Source organism: Dongia sp. (genome assembly GCF_041918875.1).
In the GTDB taxonomy this organism is placed as follows: domain Bacteria; phylum Pseudomonadota; class Alphaproteobacteria; order Dongiales; family Dongiaceae; genus Dongia.
In genome coordinates this window covers 117968-137716 of sequence record NZ_JAYRUV010000009.1, presented here as the reverse complement: position 1 = coordinate 137716, position 19749 = coordinate 117968, and the positions used below count along the sequence as shown (strand labels likewise).

Below are 19749 nucleotides of genomic sequence, written 5' to 3'. Positions count from 1 at the left end.
CTAGACGCGAACCTCCACGCCCGCCTGTTCCAAGGCCGCGGCCAGCTCGCCCTCCGGCCGCCGGTCGCTGACCAGGAGATCGATGGCGCCGAGCGGGCAGGCTGTCACCAGGCTGGTCTGGTCGAATTTGCTGTGATCGAGCAGGGCCACGCGCTTTTTCGCGCGCGACAGCATCACGCGCTTCACGGCGGCGATGCCGGTATGGCTTTCCTGCAGCCCCTCCCGCGTGACGCCGGTCGAACCGACCAGGGCGATCGTCGCATTATACTGCTGCAGAAAGGCTTCGGTTTCGGCGCCGATGACACTGCCTTCGCGCGTATCGAGAACACCCGGGCAAAGATGCACGGCGATGCTGTCGTTGCGCCCCAGGGTCAGCGCCACTTCCAGGCTGCTTGTGATCACGGTCAGGTCGCGGCCGCCGGCGGACAGCAATTCAGCCAGATGCATGACGGTGGAGCCCATTTCGAGAATCAGGATGTCACCCGGCGCGATCAGGTCGCTGGCCAGCTGGGCGATCTTCCGGCGTTCCTCGCGGAACTCGCCATGGCGGATGCGCCAGTTCGGCTCCTGCAGGATGGGCTTGGCGACGGCACCGCCATAGGTCCGGCTGACGGCGCCCTCGCTGCCCAGTTCGGCCAGATCGCGGCGAATGGTTTCGCCGGAAACGCCCAGCGCCTCGGCCAGCGCTCCCACCCGCACGGCGGCATTCGCTTGCAGCGCTTCCAGAATGCGTTTCTGACGCGCCACCTTGTTCCGCGCACTTCGCCCCATACCCGTTCCCCGAATCCGCCCTCGCGCCGATCATGACATTCTCGGCATCGGTCCGCCAAGCCCGGCCGGCAGCCATCCGACTCGGAAAGAATATCTTTTGGCATGGAACCCGGGCCGTTTATGCTCCCGGCCATGGACGATCCAGCCGACAATCCGAACGAAGCGGCCAACGCCGCCATCTTCTATCAGCCCGAAGGTTACGACACGGGCCGGCAGAAACTGATGGGCCGGCACGCCGCCGGCGAGGGTTTCCTGAAGGGGTTCACCCGGCATGGCGGCGTCGATACGCTTTACTGCTATGCCGCCAGCAAGGAATATGCCGGGCACTTCCAGCGCTTGGTCGGCCAGTTCGGCAACAAGCGCCCCGTGCGCTGGCTGGACGAGCGCGACGCGGCCTCGCCCAAGGCGCCTGGAACATTGTATCTGCCGGATCCCAGCCTTGCCGCCGCCGCTTGGCGCCGGCGCGGCGTCGGGCAGAAGCTCTTTTCGATCACCGGCATCACCCATACGACCGCATCGGCCGGCGCCATGGACTGGATCGTCGGCCTGCTCTCGGCACCGGTGCAGGCCTGGGATGCCTTGATCTGCACCTCGTCTGTGGTGCGCGAGACGATCGACCTCGTTCTCGACCGGCAGCAGGACTATCTGCGGCAGCGCATGGGTGCCGCGCATTTCACGCGGCCGCAGCTGCCCGTCATTCCGCTGGGCGTCGACACGCAATCCTTCGCGCCGGACGCGGACAAGCGCGACGCCGCCCGGGCCGCCCTGGGATTCGGACCCCAGGATGTCGCCGTCCTTTTCGTCGGCCGTCTGTCCTTTCATGCCAAGGCGCATCCCTTGCCGATGTATCTGGGCCTTGAGCGCGCGGCGCAGGCGCTCGCCACGAAGGGGGCGGGCAAGGTCCATCTCATCCAGGCAGGCTGGTTCGCCAACGATTTCATCGAGAACGCCTTCAAGAGCGGTGCGGCGCAATTCTGCCCCAGCGTGAACGCCATCTTCCTCGACGGTAGAAAGCCGGACCAGCGCGCCCAGGCTTGGGCCGCGGCCGATCTCTTCACCTCGCTTTCCGACAATTTCCAGGAAACGTTCGGCTTGACGCCGATCGAAGCCATGGCGGCGGGCCTGCCTGGCGTCGTCAGCGATTGGAATGGCTACAAGGACACGGTGCGCGACGGCATCGACGGCCTGCGCGTGCCCACGCTGATGCCCCGCGCGGGTCTCGGCGCGGATCTCGCCGACCGGCACGCCGCGGGCATCGACACCTACGACCTCTATTGCGGCTTCTCCAGCCAGTTCGTTGCCATCGACCCCATCGCGGCGGGACGCGCCTATTTCAAGCTGATCGAAGATGTCGATCTGCGCCGCCGCATGGGCGAAGCGGCACGGCGGCGCGCGGTCGAAACTTTCGATTGGGCCGTCATCGTCAAGCGCTATCAGGCCCTGTGGCGGGAACTGGATGGCCTGCGCAAGGCAGGCACCGAGAATGCGCCGCGCCGTGCCGGCGAAGCCGCCAATCCGTCGCGGCTCGACCCCTTCGACAGCTTTACCGGCTATCCCAGCGACACTCTGACCGACGGGCATATCGCCGCCGCGATGCAGGGTGCCGACGGTGCCCGGCTGCAGGCCTTGCTGCAATCGCCCCTCATCTCCTTCGTGAAGCCCGTGGCACCGGATCCCGACGATTGCGCGCGCATCCTGGCCGACCTGCAGCGCGGCGGACCTTCAAGCGTGGGCGACATCCTGGCCGATGCACCCGATGCGCGGCGCGACCGCATCGAACGCGGCCTCGTCTGGCTGGCCAAGCTGGGCCTGCTCGGCATCAAGCCGCCTATTCGCTGACCGGACTCGCTGATCAGGCGCGCTCCCGCGACCAGATCTGCAGCACGTCGACAATGGCGCCAGTCAGCTGCGCCAATTCATCCTGCGACACGACGAAAGGCGGGGCCAGATAGACGATGTTGCCGAAGGGCCGGACCCAGACGCCGCGCTCGAGGAAATGGGGCCGCAGCCAGACGCCTTCGCCGGCCCGGTCCAGTTCCACGACGCCGATGGCACCCTTGACGCGCACATCGACGACGCCCTTGAGGGCACGGCAGGGCGCCAGGCGTTCCCGCAGATGCGCCTCGATGGCCGCGACCTGCTGCAGGCGCGGTTCCCGTTCGAAGAGATCGAGCGACGCGTTGGCCGCGGCGCAGGCCAGCGGATTTCCCATATAGGTCGGCCCATGCATCAGCGCCGTATCGGGACGGTCCGATAGAAAGGCGCCGAACACATGGCGCCGCGCGATCGCCGCGGACAAAGGCAGCGTGCCGCCGGAAAGCGCCTTCGACAAAGTCATGATGTCGGGCACGATGCCGGCCTGCTCGCTGGCGAACATGGTCCCCAGGCGGCCGAAACCGGTCATGATTTCATCGAGGATAAGAAGGTGTCCCTGCGCCTCGCTGACGCGGCGCAGGAAAGAGAGCGACGCGGGCTCGTGAAACTTCATGCCGCCCGCCCCTTGCACCAGCGGTTCGACGATGATGCCGGCAATCTCGCCGCCACGCTGTGCCAGCAGGGCTGCAAAGGCTGCTTCGCCGGCCGCGTCGCGCGGCAGGGGCACCACGATCTGTTCGGGCAGATAGCCTTTGAAATGGCCGTGCATGCCTTCGTCCGGGTCGCAGACCGACATGCAGGCCATGGTGTCGCCGTGATAGCCATGGCGAAAGCTGACGAAACGCGTGCGGCCGCGAATGCCGCGGTTGATCCAATATTGGATCGCCATCTTCATCGCCACTTCGACCGAGACCGAGCCGGATTCGCAGAAGAAGACGTGATCGAGATCGCCCGGCGCCAGTTTCGCAAGCCGCGTCGCCAGTACCATGGCCGGTTCGTTGGCAAGTCCGCCCAGCATGACATGCGGCAGCTTTTCCAGCTGGGCCGCGACCGCCGCCCGGATATGCGGATGGTTATAGCCATGCGCCTGCGTCCACCAGGAAGCGATGCCGTCCACCAGCACCGTTCCGTCGGCAAGGAACAGTTTCGCTCCCTCGGCCCGCACGACGGGAAGCGGCGTCGGCGCCGTCTGCATCTGCGTATAGGGCAGCCACAGGTGCTTGAAGCCTTCCCGCAGCCAGTCCGGCGCCGCAGCCGCTTCAGGCATGATGAGCCTGAACCGGCATTGGCTTGAGACCGAGCCTGTCGAACAGGGCTTCGTCCCTCGGCTGCGCCGGATTGGCCGTGGTCAGCAGCTTCGGTCCGCAGAAGATCGAATTGGCGCCGGCGAGAAAGGCCAGCGCCTGCAATTCGTCGCTCATGGTTTCGCGCCCGGCCGAAAGGCGCACCATCGAGGCCGGCATCACGATGCGCGCCACCGCGATGGTGCGCACGAATTCCAGCGGATCGAGCCTCTCGGTGCCGTGGAGCGGCGTGCCCTCGACCTGCACCAGCATGTTGATCGGCACCGATTCCGGATGTTCTTCCATGTTGGCGAGCGTCGCCAGCATGCCGGCACGGTCGCGCCGGCCTTCGCCGAGGCCCACGATGCCGCCGCAACAGACCTTCATGCCGGCCGAGCGGACATGCTGCAGGGTATCGAAGCGGTCCTGCATGGTTCGCGTGGTGATGATTTCGCCGTAATATTCCGGCGAGGTATCGATATTGTGGTTGTAATAGTCGAGCCCCGCTTCGGCGAGGTGCAACGCCTGCGGCTCGGTCAGCATCCCTAAGGTCATGCAGGTTTCGAGCCCCAGATCCTTGACCCCCTTGACGATATCGCAGATCGCATCGACGTCGCGGTCCTTGAGCTCGCGCCAGGCGGCACCCATGCAATAGCGCGAGGCGCCGCCCTCCCTGGCCGCGCGCGCGGCGGCGACCACCTTTTCGACCTGCATCAGTTTGTCGGCTTCGACGCCGGTCTGGTATTGCGCGGCCTGCGGGCAATAGGCGCAATCCTCGGCACAGCCGCCGGTCTTGATCGACAGCAGGGTCGACATCTGCACTTCGTTGGCATTGAAGCGCCGGCGATGGACACTCTGCGCACGGAAGATCAGATCGTTGAATGACAGCGCGAACAAGGCCTCGATTTCGGCCACCGACCAGTCATGACGCAGATCTTCGGCGTTTAAATTGTCCATGTCGCAACAGCCTTTCCCGCTTAACGTCGATCGAGCCGGACGCTAAGCTTGCCCCCAAAGGGTGTCAAGCCGACGGCGGCTTGACCGTTCAACCGAATGACACTGGACCATGACGGGCTATTTCGTCACCGCCACCGGCACCGATATCGGCAAGACCTATCTCGGCGCCGCCTTGCTGCGTCATTGGCGCCGGGAGGAACGCGCCATCGCCGCGCTGAAACCGGTCATGAGCGGCTTCGATCCCGCCGATGTGGCCGGCTCGGACGCCGGGCAATTGCTCATGGCCATGGGCGCGCCGATGGATTCGGGCGGCCTCAACCTCATCTCGCCCTGGCGCTTTGCAGCCCCCCTCTCGCCCGACATGGCGGCCGCGCGCGAAGGCAGGACAATCCCCTATGCCAAACTGGTCGACACCTGCCGCGCGGTTGCCGGCATGATGCCCGAAGAGGGCCGCCTCATCATCGAAGGTGTTGGCGGAATCTTCGTGCCGCTCGACGACAGACATACGGTGATGGATTGGATGAAGGATCTGCAGCTTCCCGTCCTGCTCGTCGCCGGCTCCTATCTCGGCACCATCAGCCACACATTGGCAGCCCTCGCCGCGATGAAGTTGCATGGCCTCGCACCCCATGCGGTCATCGTCAACGAATCGCCGGTCAGTCCCGTACCCATCGCCGAGACCGTCGAAGTCCTGCGGCGCCACGCACCGGACACGCGCATTCTGACACTGAAGCGCAATCCCGACGCAGCCGCCATCGCGGCCCTGGCCGGCGCGCTATGAGCCGCATCCCCCACCCTCTCCCCACTTCGTGGGGTGAGGGAGTTCCGATCGGGCCCTGCCTCTAAGCCCCTCGCCCCGCTTGCGGGGAGAGGGGTTGGGGAGTGGGGTTTTCAGTAGAAATAGTTCCGGTCGTTGAGGTCGGGATAGAGGCCGGCCACGAATTCGCCATAGCCGTTGAAGATCTGCGTCGGCACGCGTTCGCCCGAGCCCAGCAGGCGTTCCGATTCCTGGCTCCAGCGCGGATGCGGGAAGGCCGGGTTCACATTGGCATAGAAACCATACTCGCTGCTCTGCAGCAGCTGCCACAATCCGGTCGGTTCGATATCGGTGAAGGTGATGCGCTGGATGCCCTTGGCGGATTTGAAACCGTATTTCCACGGCACAGCTAGGCGGAAAGGCGCGCCGTTCTGCTTGGGCAGGGGTTTGCCGTAGATTCCGGTGGCGATGAAAGCGAGTTCGTTGGTCGCTTCGGCCAGGGTCAGCCCCTCGACATAGGGCCAGGGATAAAGCGGATCGGTCTGGCCGGGTGCTGCTTGCGTGTTCATGAAGCTTTCGAACCTTACGAACTTGGCGCCCGCCTGCGGTTCGGCCAGCGCCACCAGCGCGCTCAGCGGAAACCCGCTCCACGGCACGGCCATCGACCAGGCCTCCACGCAGCGGTGGCGATAGGCCCGCTCTTCGAGCGGCATCTGCTTCAGAAGATCGTCGATGGCGATGGTCTGCGGTTTGCCCACCATCCCGTCGATGGTGATGGCCCAGGGCCGGATCGGCAAGGCCTGCGCCGCCGCGACGACATCCTTCGAGGTGCCGAATTCATAATAATTGTTGTAGCTGGTGGCATCGCCCTCGGCCGTCATGTCGCGATCCAGCGCGTATCTGGGATTGCGCTGCACGGGATAGAGGCCGGTCGACGGATCGGGCGTGGCATCGCCTTCCGCCGCCGCCTTCTTTTCGCAGGCCAGAAGGGCCGGGGCGAAAATGGCGCCGGCCGCACCCGCCAGGAACCGGCGGCGGTTGCCAAAGACGCTCTCCGGCGTCAGCGCCGATTCCTTCAACTCCCAACCGCGTCTCTTGCGAATCCACATCGCCTTCTCCCTTGGTGTCCTCAAGGAGATACGCAGGCTCTGGGCGATAGATTACAGCGGCGCCTGCCGGCCCCAAAACAAAACCGGCGCGGGAACGGCCCCGCGCCGGCTTAACCCCTCATGAAACTGCGGTTACTTGCTCAGAAGCGCGCGCAGCATCCAGGCATTCTTTTCATGGATCTGCATGCGCTGGGTGAGGAGATCCGCCGTCGGCTCGTCGCCGGCCTTGTCGGCTGCCGGGAACACCGAACGGGCGGTTTTCACCACCGCTTCCTGGCCCTGGACCAGCTTCCGGATCATGTCTTCGGCGGATGGCACGCCCTGCTCTTCCTTGATCGTGGAAAGCTTGGCATAGGCGGCATAGGTGCCCGGCGCCGGATAACCCAAGGCCCGGATGCGCTCGGCGACGAGATCGACCGCGAGCGCCAGCTCCGTATACTGCGTCTCGAACATGAGGTGCAGCGTGTTGAACATCGGCCCTTCGACATTCCAATGGAAATTGTGGGTCTTGAGATAGAGCGTGTAGGTGTCAGCCAGAAGACGCGACAGGCCATCGGCGATGGCTTTGCGGTCCTTCTTGGAAATGCCGATATCGATGTCCATTTTCCGACCCTCGCATTTTGTTCAGGCTCTAAATCTGGCCCTAAGCCATGACAACCGCAAGGCTTTAGACGGTATTCCAGGATCAAAAATGTCGCAGCCGGTGATCGAGCGGATCGATCACCGTGCACTGAATTCTCGCCGCAAATCGATCAATTGTCGGGGCTGTATCCAATAAGAGGAATCCCCCCGGAGCCGAGACTCCGGGGGTAATCCTTCAGTGGAAAAACCACTTTGCCGTGGTTTCCCAACCGACTTCCCGCTCGCAGATTCAGATCTTTACGCGCTAATGTCAAGCGCTTCAATCACGCAATCGATGTGGAGGCCGAGATGGATAGGGGCAAAGTGGTACTACACAAAATTGCGGGCAGCAGCCGGTATCTGGGTCTGGATGTCGGCATCGCTTCATGCGGCTGGGCCGTCGTGGACATCGGCGATCCCGGCAACGGCAAGTTCGAAGGCGCCATTTTGGCCGTGGGTAGCTGGATGTTCGACGCCCCCGAAGACAAGGAAGGGACGCCGACAAACCAAATTCGCCGCCAGATGCGCGGCCGGCGCCGCGTCATTCGGCGGCGCCGACAACGCATGAATGACATTCGCGCTCTCTTTGCAAAAAGGGGCTTGCTGAAGAACAGAGCCAAGGATGCGTTGCATTTCCCCCGGCAGGATCCTTTGGCTTTGCGGGTCAAGGCGCTGGACCATATGTTGTCGCCGGAAGAAATGGCGATCGCCTTGGGACATATCGCTCGCCATCGGGCCTTCAAGTCGAATAAGAAAAGCGATGGCGCCAACGCCGCTGACGACTCATCCAAAATGCTCAAGGCAATCGAGGCCACGCGAGACCGGCTGGCGGCCTTTCGTACAATTGGCGAAATGGTGCAGAACGATGCAGCCTTCGCCGGCAGGCGACGCAATCGGGACGGCGATTATTCGCATTCGCTCCTGCGCAGCGACCTGGAGGCGGAGGTCCGCGCCATCTTTTCCGCCCAAAGGCGATTGGGCAATGCCCTTGCCACGACGGAGTTGGAGACAGAATTTATAACCACGGCCTTTTTCCAGCGCCCACTGCAGGACAGCGAGAATATGGTCGGCCCCTGCCCGTTCGAGGCAGGTGAAAAACGTGCCGCTCGCGTCGCGCCCTCCTTCGAACTGTTTCGCTATCTTTCGCGCCTTGCAGCCCTGCGCCTGCGCAAAGGCCGTCAAGAGCGATCACTGACCGAGGATGAATTCGCCGCTGCCAGCGGCCGGTTTGGCTCGACCGCGACCGTCACGTTCAAGAGCCTGCGCAAACTCATCTGCCTTCCCTCCGATTGGGGTTTCGCCGGCATAAGCACCGAGGATGAGAAGCGCGACGTGACATCGCGGCACGGCGAAGCTGCCTATGGCACGGCCAAGCTACGCAAGGTGCTTGGCGAAACCGGCTGGGCAGTATTGCATCGGCAGCCGGACGTGCTGGACCGTATCGCCTTCATCCTCACCTTTCGCGATTCGCCGGAGCGCATTCAGGTCGGCTTGGCGGAATTGCATTTGGATCCGCTCATCGAAACTGCCTTGATGGATGGCGTGCGGGCGGGCGACTTCGCCAAGTTTACCGGTGCCGGCGGCATTTCGGCCAAGGCTTGTCGCGCTCTCATTCCACATTTGCGCCATGGCCTCGTCTATTCGGAGGCCTGCGCGAGAGCCGGCTACGATCATGCCGCTCAGAATTCCATTACGCTTGCGGATATCGGCTCGCCTGTCGCGCGCAAAGCCATGAGCGAATCCATCAAACAGGTAAAAGCACTGGTGCTGGAATTCGGCATCCCCGATGCGATTCACATCGAACTGGCGCGCGATGTCGGTAAGGGTAAGGAGGAACGGGACAGGATAAAAAGCGGCATCGACAAGCGCAATGCCGAGAAGGACCGCCTTCGCGCGCAATATTTGGACGACATCGGCAACGAGCCGCGCAATGCCGAGGACCTGCTGCGCTATGAATTGTGGAAGCAGCAGAATTGCCGTTGCATCTATTGCGACGACTATATCGATCCGAAGCATATAGCTGCCGGCAGCAATGCGGCGCAGGCCGACCATATCCTGCCATGGAGCCGTTTCGGCGATGACAGTTTCCATAACAAGGTACTGGTCAATGCAAAATGCAATCAGGATAAGCGCGGTCGCACACCCTTCGAATGGTTCGGCACCGACAAGCCGGTTGAGGCCTGGGACGCGCTTACCGCCCGCGTCGAGGCCAGCAAGGCCTTTCGCGGCTTCAAGAAACGCAACCTGCTGCTCAAGAACGCCGATGAGATGGCGGGGAAATTCCGCAACCGCAACCTTAACGATACACGCTATGCCTGCCGCGCGCTCAGTCAATTTCTGACTGAGAAATACCCTCCTGATCCCGGGAAGAGGCGCGTCTTCGCCCGGCCCGGCGCCATCACTAGCAAGCTGCGACAGGCCTGGGGCATTCAGGGGTTCAAGAAGGACGCGGACGGCAACCGACTGAGCGACGACCGGCACCACGCCTTGGACGCCCTGGTTTGCGCGGCAACGACCGAGAGCATGCTGCAGCGCCTGACTGCGGCCTTCAAGGCGGCCGAGGATAAGGGATTGCATCGCGAGTTGACGGAGATGCCCTTGCCCTGGCCCGGCTTCCAGGACGATTTACGTGAAGTTTTCCCAACCATATTCGTTGCCCGCGCTGCCCGTCACCGCGCGCGCGGCAAGGCTCATGACGCCACCATCAAGCAGATCGTCGACACCGTGGACGGCCGGGAAATCTATGAACGCAAAGCCATCGACAAGGTGACGGAAAAGGATCTCGTAAACATCAAGGATCCCGAACGCAACGCACCCATCGTGGCCAACGTCCGTGCTTGGCTCGCGGCCGGAAAACCTAAGGACACGCCGCCCCTTTCACCCAAAGGCGACCCAATTCGCAAGTTGCGGGTGCGCAACAAAGCCAAGGACGGCGTCGCCATTCGCGGCGGGCTTGCCGACCGCGGTGAAATGGCACGCGTCGATGTCTTTCGCAGGCAGAACGCCAGAGGCAAATGGCAGTACTTCATGGTGCCGATCTACCCACATCAAATTGCGGTGGAAGACGTCCCGCCGATGCGTGCAGTTCAGGCCGCAACGGACGAAGTGGATTGGCCATTGATTGACGAAACCTATCAGTTTCTCTGGCCCGTATACTCGATGACCCTGTTGGAACTTGTCACCTCCAATGGCGAGATTCTGCGGGGCTACTTCCGCGGCATGGACAGGTCGACCGGCGCGATCTCGCTTTCCGGCGACCGCTCAAGGAATGCGATTACACGGGGAATAGGTGGACGGACTCTGACTTCCTTCCAGAAATTGATTATAGACCGTCTCGGTCGCGTCTACGAGGTGGCGCCAGAGGTACGCACATGGCGTGGCGCGGCCTGCATATAAGTCGCGAGGCACGATTGCGCCTTTCTGACAATCAACTGGTCGTAACCCAGGATGACGAAGACGTGCGGCTTGCTCTTGAAGATATCGCCTGGATTGTCGTCGACGCGCCGGCCGCCATGTTGAGCTTCGCCCTGATCCGCGCCTGCATGGATAAGGGTATCGTGCTGGTCTTTACCGACGAGAGGCATATGCCGAGCGGTATGGCGCTGCCATTTCACCGACATTTCCGGCAAGCGGCCGTGGCGCAGTTGCAGACTTCACTGACAGCGCCGCTGGCAAAGCGCCTGTGGCAGGCGATCGTGATGCAGAAGATCGACAATCAGGCGGTGGCCCTGTCGCTCTGTGGCCGCCCCGGGAGTAAGACGCTTCTGTCTGCCAGCCGACGTGTCCGTTCGGGCGACCCCGCCAATGTCGAAGCACGCGCCGCAAGATTCTATTTCGGCCGCATGTTCCGCAGGGAAAGCAGCGATGGCAGCAAGATCGGTTTCGTGCGGGCCGACGACGGCGATCTGCGCAATAAGATGCTGAACTATGGCTATGCCATTTTACGCTCCGGCGTAGCTCGGGCACTGGTAGCCTTCGGTTTGTTACCTGGGCTGGGCTTGATGCACGCATCGCAGAACAATGCGTTCAATCTGGCCGACGATTTGGTCGAACCCTTCCGACCTTTTGCCGATATAATGGCACAAAGGCTGATGCTGGGGCGTAGCGATTTCAAAGCCGATCTCACTTTGAACGACCGCCGCAGCTTGGCAAGCCTCCTTCTTGAAAATTGCCTCATTGGCACTGAGAGAACCACTCTTCTCAACGCCACCGAACGCGTCGCCGACACTCTGGTCCGTGCGATGGATGCAAAGACGCCGGCGCTGCTCGAACTGCCCCGCCCCGATCCAGCGACCAAACCGGGATCATGAAAAGCAGCGAGGTACGCATCTTGTGGCTGTTCGTGTTCTTTGATCTGCCTGTCGGCACCAGGGACGAACGCCGCGCCGCGACCCGCTTTCGCAATTTCCTCAAGGACGACGGATTTATGATGTTACAATTTTCTGTCTACGCGCGCATTTGCAGAGGTGAAGAAGCTGCGGGTAAGCATCTTGGGCGCATCACCAAGCATCTGCCGGGCAAGGGCTCTATCCGGACCCTACAGGTGACCGACAAGCAATATGCCCGCATGAAACTATTGCTGGGCGAATCGGGAAAAAATGAGCATGTGGCACCGAGGCAAATGGTCTTGCTATAAAGAAATGCCGCGGCAAAACGGCATTTCTTCAATAAAATTCAATAGCCTATTAGCCACGTAGCCTACCAGCGGGAAGTCGGTAGGGAAACCACGGCTTCTACCACGCCGAGAACCTGCGCGGCGAAAGCCTACCAGCGGGAAGTCGGTAGGGAAACCACGGCACCAGTGTGTGGTCGGCGCTAGTGACGAGGAGCCTACCAGCGGGAAGTCGGTAGGGAAACCACGGCTCGACCAAAGAACACCGTTCAAGACAGGATAGCCTACCAGCGGGAAGTCGGTAGGGAAACCACGGCCAATCGCAACACTTATCGCCACGTTTGGCGAGCCTACCAGCGGGAAGTCGGTAGGGAAACCACGGCGTAGAGCCCATACGCACGAGCGATTGACACAGCCTACCAGCGGGAAGTCGGTAGGGAAACCACGGCAAATGGACCGATGAAACGCATCGAAATTTAAGCCTACCAGCGGGAAGTCGGTAGGGAAACCACGGCCTACCTGTCGACGCAGAGCGACGAGCCGCCGAGCCTACCAGCGGGAAGTCGGTAGGGAAACCACGGCACCTCAGTAGCCTGATCGGCTCTGGCCTAGAGCCTACCAGCGGGAAGTCGGTAGGGAAACCACGGCGGTCAAATCGCGCTGGTTCGCCGGCACCCGAGCCTACCAGCGGGAAGTCGGTAGGGAAACCACGGCAGCGGCGACGAAGCCGATGCGGTCGCCCGGAGCCTACCAGCGGGAAGTCGGTAGGGAAACCACGGCTTGACTGGTGCCGATATCGCAGCGAGGGCAAGCCTACCAGCGGGAAGTCGGTAGGGAAACCACGGCACCAAGCCGGCAACGTGGCCGAGGTGAGGTAGCCTACCAGCGGGAAGTCGGTAGGGAAACCACGGCGCTCATTGCCGATCTTGCGGCGGTCGTTCTAGCCTACCAGCGGGAAGTCGGTAGGGAAACCACGGCGCGACAGGCCGCCTCCATGAAATCGAAATAAGCCTACCAGCGGGAAGTCGGTAGGGAAACCACGGCTATCCACACAACAAGCGATAGAAGCGTGATAGCCTACCAGCGGGAAGTCGGTAGGGAAACCACGGCCCATTTCGGCACATTGCCTAGCGGCCTTCTAGCCTACCAGCGGGAAGTCGGTAGGGAAACCACGGCGATATCGGCCGCGCGATGTTCGAGCGGATGAGCCTACCAGCGGGAAGTCGGTAGGGAAACCACGGCCAGGGATTTGATATCCTCCTGGTCGGGCCGAGCCTACCAGCGGGAAGTCGGTAGGGAAACCACGGCATACGCCTTCAACGTGTGACCGGCGGCATGAGCCTACCAGCGGGAAGTCGGTAGGGAAACCACGGCCAAGTCGTCCGACGAAAACCCGCACGGCGAAGCCTACCAGCGGGAAGTCGGTAGGGAAACCACGGCCAATGGGAAGACGTTGTAACGGGATGATACGATTTGATTGCGCTTGCCAATTTGAGCGCTCTGAACGCCCCCCCCCCCCGCATTATGAACGGAGGGAGAGGCGTTCTCATTTCCTACTTCAATTTCTCGCAGGCGCGGATGATGCGGTTGCAGGCATCCTTCAAGGCCTCGGTCGAGGTGGCGTAGGAGATGCGGAAATGCGGGGAAAGGCCGAAGGCCGAGCCCTGCACCGCCGCGACACCTTCCGCTTCCAGCAGGTAGGTCACGAAATCGTCGTCGGTGGCGATCGTCCTGCCGTCGGGCGTCGTCTTGCCGATGGCACCGGCGCAGGACGGATAGACGTAGAACGCCCCTTCCGGCTTGTGGCAGTGCAGGCCCTTGGCCTTGTTCAGCATCTCCACCACCATGTCGCGGCGTTCCTTGAACGAGACATTGTGCTTGGCGATGAAATCCTGCGGGCCATTGAGCGCCTCGACCGCGGCGGCCTGGCTGATCGACGAAGGGTTCGAGGTCGATTGCGACTGGATCTTGGCAATGGCCTTGATGAGCGGGGCCGGCCCGCCGGCATAGCCGATGCGCCAGCCGGTCATGCAATAGCTCTTGGAAACGCCATTCATCGTGAGCGTGCGCTCATAGAGCTTGGGTTCGACCTCGGCGATCGTCGCGAACTTGAAATTGTCGTAGACGAGATGCTCGTACATGTCGTCGGTCAGCACCCAGACATGGGGATGTTTCAGCAGCACATCGGCGATCGCGCGCAGTTCCTTCGCCGTATAGGCGGCACCGGTCGGGTTGCTGGGTGAGTTGAGGATCAGCCATTTGGTCTTCGGCGTGATCGCCGCTTCCAGCATTTCCGGCTGCAGCTTGAACTGATGGTTCTGGCCGCATTCGACGAAGACCGGCGTCCCTTCCGCCAGATGCACGATGTCCGGATAGGAGACCCAATAGGGCGCCGGGATGATGACCTCGTCGCCGGGATTCACTGTCGCCACCAGCGCGTTGTAGAGCACCTGCTTGCCGCCGGTGCCGACCGTGATCTGGTCGATTCCGTAGTCGAGATTGTTCTCGCGCTTGAACTTGGCGGCGATCGCTTTTTTGAGCGCATCGGTGCCGTCGACATTCGTGTACTTGGTATCGCCCGCATTGATCGCCTTGATCGCCGCCTGTTTGATATTGTCCGGCGTGTCGAAATCCGGCTCGCCGGCACCTAAGCCGATGATGTCGCGGCCCTGCGCCTTCAGTTCGCGCGCCTTCATGGTCACGGCGATCGTGGGCGAGGGTTTGATACGGTCGAGGCGGTCGGCGAGAAAGGCCATTTCGGGTCACCATTCGAGGGGGCAAAAATCGGGCCGGAAGATAGCCCCCACCCCCGATCGCGGCAACCCAAATTGACCCTTCCGGGACGCAAGGCGGCAATGCGCCGCCGAATGATGTGGGCCTTCAGGCGTAACGCCGGGCCCGGGCTACCGAGATTGTCACCATGACACTTCCCGCCAGCAATCCCCAGCCGACCTGCTCGCCCAGGAAAACGGCCGCCAGCCCCAGTCCGATGAAGGGCTGGAACAGCTGGACCTGGCTGACCCGCGCCGTGCCGCCCAGGACCAGGCCGCGATACCAGAACAGGAATCCGATGAACATGGAGAACATGGTCACATAGCCGAGCCCGACCCAGGCCGAGACCGGCACCGGGACCGCGAAATTCGGCCAGGTGAAGATGAGCGCCGGCAGGGTCAACGGCAGGCTCGCCACCAGTGCCCAGGAGATGACGGCTGCCGGCTTCATGTCGTGAGACAATCTGGCCCCTTCGGCATAGCCGATGCCGGTCGCGGCGACCGCACCCACCATCAGCAGATCGGCCAGGCCGAATTTGCCGCCACCTTCGTAGATCGCAAAGGTCGCTACCGACACAGACCCCAGCGCCGTCCAGAACCAGAAGGGACGCTGGGGCCGCACGGTGCCGAGAAAGGCACCGACCAGACAGGTCGCCAGCGGAAAGAAGCCGGCAAAAAGCAGGCTGTGGCTGGCCGGCACGAAACGGAGTGCGATGCCGGTAAAGACCGGAAAGCCGATGACGACGCAAAGGCCCACGACGATGAGGCCGGCCAACTGGCGCTTGCGCGGCAGTGCCTGGCGGTTGAGGAGCAGCCAGATGCCGCCCAGGATCGCCGCGCCCACGGCGCGGGCGGCACTGACGAACCAGGGATCGAGCGCCAGCACGGCCGCCCGCGTCGCCGGCAGCGAGCCCCCGAAGATGATGACGCCGACGAGGCCGTAAGCGAGGCCGCGCGCCGCCGGTCCGATGGCGGCACCTTGCAGAGCTTCTGTGGTCATGTTCCTGCTTCCGATTGCTGACATGCCGGCAGAATGCGTTGCGATGGGCTGGCGCGGACAGGCACACATCCGATACAATCCATCAATCTATACCAGTACAAGAACCGATACAGATGGACATCGACCTCGCCAGCGAAACCGGTCCGCTCAGTTGCCGCATCGCCGCCGCGCTGGGCAAGCGCGTGACGAGCGGCGCGCTGGGTGCCGGCGAAAGACTGCCGTCGGTGCGGCGCCTCGCGGCACGCCTGCGGGTCAGCCCCTTCACCGTGGTCGCGGCCTATGACCGGCTGGTGGCCGATGGGCTGGCGGTGGCGCGCGCCAAATCCGGCTTCTTCGTGGCGCCCCGCGCCCAGGCGGCCAGGCCCCTCACGCTCGATCCGCTGCCCAATGCGCGTATGGGGGTCAATCCGATCTGGATGATGCGCCGCTCGCTGACGCTCGATCCCAGGCAGCCCAAGCCCGGCTGCGGCTGGCTGCCGGAGGATTGGCTGCCGGATGCCGCCTTGCGCAGCGCGCTCCGCGCTCTGTCGCGGGCGCCTGAAACGGGCCTTCTGGAATATGGCGTGCCGCTTGGCTTCCGCCCTTTGCGCGATCTGCTGGCACGGCGGCTCAACGAGATCGAGGTGCCGGTGACGCCCGAGCGCATAGTGCTGATGGATGGAGCATCCCAGGCGATCGATCTGGTGTGCCGCTATCTCGTCGAGCCGGACGATGCGGTCCTGGTCGACGATCCAGGCTATTTCAATTTCCATGCCGCCGTGCGCGCGCAACGCGGCAAGGTGCTTTCCGTCCCGATGACGCCGGCGGGGCCGGACCTTGCCGTCATGGAAGAACTGGCGGCAAGACACCGGCCCAAGCTCTATCTGACCAATGCGGGCCTGCAGAATCCGACTGGAGCCAAGCTGGGCCTGGCCACCGCCCACCGGCTGCTGGCCCTGGCCCAGCGCCACGATTTCCGTATCCTCGAGGACGATATCTTCCGCGATTTCGAAGCCCATCCGGGATTGCGCCTGGGCGCACTCGACGGGCTGCAGCGCGTCATCCATATGGGCAGCTTCTCGAAGACCCTGTCGGCGGCGACACGGATCGGCTTTCTTGCCGCCGACGGCGCCACCGTCGCCGATCTTGCCGACCTGAAGCTCGCCATGAGCTTCGGCAACAACGAACTCTCGGCCCAGCTGGTGCACCGGCTCCTCAGCGACGGATCCTACCGCAGGCATGCGGCCGGCATCCGCGACCGGCTGGCGCGGGTGCGGTTCCAGGTCACGCGGAAACTGGCATCCCTGGGTTTCCAACCTTGGCTGGGGGACGGCGCCGAATCCGGTGAGGGTCTGTTCCTATGGTTGGCATTGCCGACCGGAAGGGGCGGCAAAAGGAAGCTTGCCGCCGACCTGGCGATGACGGCGCAGGATGCCGGCATCATCCTGGCTCCCGGCAACGTCTTCAGCCCGGAAGCGGCCTGGCCCCACCATTTGCGCTTCAATGTCGCGCAGAGCCAGGATTCCCGGATCTTCGCCTTCCTCAAGGCACAACTTTCCTAAGGGCGGCGCATTCCGGCGACGGGGCCGCCGCTGCCCGGGAAAAAGAGCTTGGGGAGCGGATATTCTCCACGCGAATGCCGGGCGGCGGTACTCGGTGACGTTTTTCTGTCGCTCTTGACCGTTTGTACTTGTATCCGTCACTTTGCCCCCCGGGGACGATACAAAATCGCAAGGTCTTAAAGTAGCAATGTCAGGTCGACTGAAACTGAAGCTGCTGGTGTTCGTGATCGCCTTCCTGTTCGGCTTGGCGGCGCCCCTCATCGGTTCCAACAACCCCAATATGCTGCTGGCCTTCGGCGCCATGATCGGCATCATCATGGGCCTGGTGGCCGCCATGGCCGTGGAACGGCCGGAGCCGCTGGCCAAGCAATTCACCCGCGCGATCGAGGAAGGCGGCCTTTCCATGGCCTACCAGCCGATCGTGACGCTGGACGCCAATCACACGATCATCGGTGCCGAGCCGCTGCTGCGCTGGACGACGGAAGTGGGCGACGCGATTTCCCCCAGCGACTTCCTGCCGATGGCCAAGGCGCTGAACCTCACCGCGACACTCAACCAGCGTGTACTCGACATGGTGCTGGCCGACCTCAAGCCGGCGCTGACCGGAGAACGCGAACTCTGCGTGACGCTCAACCTGGAGCCGGACGAGTTCACCGATGTCGCCAAGCGCAATGCGCTGGCGGCCAAGGTCGCCGCTGCCGGCATTCCGCCGCATCGCCTTGCCATCGAGGTGAACGAGATCGACGCCGCCGACCGCCACATCCGCCCGGCCATCTGGGACATGAAGCAGCGCGGCTTCCGCATTTCGATCGACGATTTCGGCATCGGCGGGGGCGACAGCGAATATCTCTCCTCGCTCAATCCGGATCTGGTCAAGCTCAACCGCCGCTTCGTCTCGCTCTCGGCCAATGGCGGACCGGTCTCCGGCCTGGTGGCGGAACTGGTGCGCCTGGCCAAGAAGTGCAACGGGCGCATCGTCATGGTCGGCATCGAAAATGCCGACATCGCACGGCGCGCCAGTGCGCTGGGCGCCGATCTCGGCCAGGGCTTCCATTGGCACAAGCCCATGCCGGCCAGGGACTTCCTGGAATTGCTGCGCGGCTGAGCCGCCCCCATTCGCGGGCAGGGCAATCGCATATACCCAAATTCGCCATGCCCGGACTTGATCCGGGCATCCACTCTCTCAACTGCCGCAGTGGATCCCCGGGTCTTCGCCCGGGGATGACGACCTGTAAAATGCCGAATGCGATTGCCCTGCATTCAGGGGCTTCATGAAAAATAAACCATCCCGGCGGATGATGACGGCGCGCCAGCTTGCTGAAGCACCTTCAGGTTCCGATGGACGGTAAGACAGTGACGCCCGATTCCGGTGACACCACGCCACGGCCGCACAAGCCGGGGGTGAAGCATATCAGCCTCGCCCTGCAGGGCGGCGGGTCGCATGGCGCCTTCACCTGGGGCGTCATGCACCGGCTCATCAGCGAGCCCCGGATCTATATCGACGGCTTAAGCGGCACCAGCGCCGGCGGCATGAATGCGGCGGTCTTTGCCGACGGCTTCCTGAAGGGCAAGCGCCAGGGCGCCATCGATGCGCTGCAGACCTTCTGGATGGGCGTCTCGGAACTCAACCCGCTCCCCCGCACGGTCCCGCGCGGCATTCCCGGCATATCGGAAGGCTGGGATGTCGACCGCGATCCCAGTTTCATATGGCTCGACTTCACCACGCGCCTGCTGGCGCCGCGCCAGATCAACCCGCTGCGCCGGGATCCGTTGGGCGATCTGCTGCGCGACCTGGTGGATTTCGAGAATCTGCGCCGGCACCCGCAGGTGAAGCTGTTCGTCACCGCCTCCAACGTGCGTACCTGCCGTTCGCGCATCTTCCGCACGCCCGAGATTTCGGTCGAGGCGCTGATGGCCTCGGCCTGCCTGCCGCTGCTCTTCGAAGCGGTCGAGGTGGATGGCGAGTTCTATTGGGACGGCGGCTATCTCGGCAACCCGGCGATACATCCGCTGATCCACGAATGCGATTCCTCGGATGTGGTGATCGTGCAGGTCAACCCGATGAACCGCCTGGACGTGCCCGTCTCGTCGCGCGACATCCTCAACCGCATCAACGAAATGACCTTCAATTCGAGCCTGGTGCGGGAGATGGAGGGCTTTGTCACCATCACGCGGCTCATCGAAAGCGGCGAATTGCACAATGACCGCTACACCGCCGTGCGCTTCCACGAAATCAGCGCGGAAGCGGAGCTGGCGGACATGGGCAGCTTGAGCAAGATGAACACCGAACGGCCGTTCCTGGAACATCTCCACCAGCTCGGCTATGAAACCGCGGACAAGTGGATCACGCAGAATTTCGACCGCATCGGCTGGGAAAGCACGATGGATCTCACCGCGAAGTTCGGGTGAAGACCATTGCCCGCACGCCGCCGGGGCTGGCGGCCCGGAGAAC

The 19749-nt window shown here is 63.0% G+C and carries 15 protein-coding genes and 1 CRISPR repeat array; of the genes, 8 read left to right on the top strand and 7 right to left on the bottom strand.

What is annotated here, in order from left to right; genetic code table 11:
• Positions 1-771: a DeoR/GlpR family DNA-binding transcription regulator gene (locus ACE3TY_RS11575; RefSeq protein WP_374653190.1), complete on the bottom strand. Its 771-nt coding sequence runs from the start codon at positions 769-771 to the stop codon at positions 1-3.
• 132 nt (positions 772-903) lie between these two features.
• Between ACE3TY_RS11575 and ACE3TY_RS11570 the strand changes: the two genes are divergently transcribed.
• A complete protein-coding gene (locus ACE3TY_RS11570) occupies positions 904-2610 on the top strand; it encodes a glycosyltransferase family 4 protein (RefSeq protein ID WP_374653189.1) in 1707 nt (568 codons plus the stop codon).
• A gap of 13 nt (positions 2611-2623) precedes the next feature.
• Here ACE3TY_RS11570 and ACE3TY_RS11565 read toward each other — a convergent pair whose 3' ends face one another.
• Together ACE3TY_RS11565 and bioB are read right to left on the bottom strand one after the other, a co-directional pair.
• Entirely contained in the window at positions 2624-3913 is a 1290-nt protein-coding gene (locus ACE3TY_RS11565; protein WP_374653188.1) for an adenosylmethionine--8-amino-7-oxononanoate transaminase, read from the bottom strand.
• Positions 3906-4886 (bottom strand): biotin synthase BioB, encoded by a 981-nt coding sequence (gene bioB, locus ACE3TY_RS11560; protein WP_374653187.1) that lies wholly within the window; start codon positions 4884-4886, stop codon positions 3906-3908. The genes ACE3TY_RS11565 and bioB overlap by 8 nt, the downstream gene beginning before the upstream one ends.
• A gap of 109 nt (positions 4887-4995) precedes the next feature.
• Here bioB and bioD point away from each other — a divergent pair, with 109 nt between their 5' ends.
• On the top strand, positions 4996-5667 hold the full coding sequence (gene bioD, locus ACE3TY_RS11555) for a dethiobiotin synthase (RefSeq protein ID WP_374653186.1): 672 nt from the start codon (positions 4996-4998) through the stop codon (positions 5665-5667).
• A gap of 110 nt (positions 5668-5777) precedes the next feature.
• Here bioD and msrP read toward each other — a convergent pair whose 3' ends face one another.
• Complete coding sequence (gene msrP, locus ACE3TY_RS11550) at positions 5778-6752, bottom strand: protein-methionine-sulfoxide reductase catalytic subunit MsrP (RefSeq protein ID WP_374653185.1); 975 nt, start codon at positions 6750-6752, stop codon at positions 5778-5780.
• A gap of 132 nt (positions 6753-6884) precedes the next feature.
• The gene (locus ACE3TY_RS11545; protein WP_374653184.1) at positions 6885-7355 is read right to left on the bottom strand and encodes a Dps family protein; all 471 of its coding nucleotides are present in this window, start codon (positions 7353-7355) and stop codon (positions 6885-6887) included.
• Positions 7356-7682: 327 nt separating this feature from the next.
• On the opposite strand from ACE3TY_RS11545, the gene cas9 reads away from it, so the two are divergent.
• The 3 genes from cas9 to cas2 are packed head-to-tail and all read left to right on the top strand — an operon-like array spanning position 7683 to position 12009.
• Positions 7683-10769 (top strand): type II CRISPR RNA-guided endonuclease Cas9, encoded by a 3087-nt coding sequence (cas9, locus tag ACE3TY_RS11540; RefSeq protein WP_374653183.1) that lies wholly within the window; start codon positions 7683-7685, stop codon positions 10767-10769.
• Entirely contained in the window at positions 10745-11683 is a 939-nt protein-coding gene (gene cas1 / locus ACE3TY_RS11535; protein ID WP_374653182.1) for a type II CRISPR-associated endonuclease Cas1, read from the top strand. Before cas9 ends, cas1 begins: the two co-directional genes overlap by 25 nt.
• Positions 11680-12009: a CRISPR-associated endonuclease Cas2 gene (gene cas2, locus ACE3TY_RS11530; RefSeq protein WP_374653181.1), complete on the top strand. Its 330-nt coding sequence runs from the start codon at positions 11680-11682 to the stop codon at positions 12007-12009. Before cas1 ends, cas2 begins: the two co-directional genes overlap by 4 nt.
• A 59-nt stretch (positions 12010-12068) precedes the next feature.
• Positions 12069-13425: a CRISPR direct-repeat array (repeat unit 36 nt; unit sequence AGCCTACCAGCGGGAAGTCGGTAGGGAAACCACGGC).
• Between the two features lie 113 nt (positions 13426-13538).
• Here the strand turns inward: cas2 and ACE3TY_RS11525 are convergent.
• Both ACE3TY_RS11525 and ACE3TY_RS11520 read right to left on the bottom strand, forming a co-directional pair.
• Entirely contained in the window at positions 13539-14741 is a 1203-nt protein-coding gene (locus tag ACE3TY_RS11525) for a pyridoxal phosphate-dependent aminotransferase (protein ID WP_374653180.1), read from the bottom strand.
• Positions 14742-14865: 124 nt separating this feature from the next.
• Entirely contained in the window at positions 14866-15756 is an 891-nt protein-coding gene (locus tag ACE3TY_RS11520; protein WP_374653179.1) for a DMT family transporter, read from the bottom strand.
• 113 nt (positions 15757-15869) lie between these two features.
• Here ACE3TY_RS11520 and ACE3TY_RS11515 point away from each other — a divergent pair, with 113 nt between their 5' ends.
• The 3 genes from ACE3TY_RS11515 (at position 15870) to ACE3TY_RS11505 (ending at position 19706) form a co-directional block, all read left to right on the top strand.
• Entirely contained in the window at positions 15870-17297 is a 1428-nt protein-coding gene (locus ACE3TY_RS11515) for a PLP-dependent aminotransferase family protein (protein WP_374653178.1), read from the top strand.
• A 187-nt stretch (positions 17298-17484) separates the two neighbouring features.
• Positions 17485-18402, top strand: a complete 918-nt coding sequence (locus tag ACE3TY_RS11510) for an EAL domain-containing protein (protein ID WP_374653177.1) — start codon at positions 17485-17487, stop codon at positions 18400-18402.
• Between the two features lie 233 nt (positions 18403-18635).
• The gene (locus ACE3TY_RS11505; protein WP_374653176.1) at positions 18636-19706 is read left to right on the top strand and encodes a patatin-like phospholipase family protein; all 1071 of its coding nucleotides are present in this window, start codon (positions 18636-18638) and stop codon (positions 19704-19706) included.
• The last annotated feature ends 43 nt before the right edge of the window (positions 19707-19749 follow it).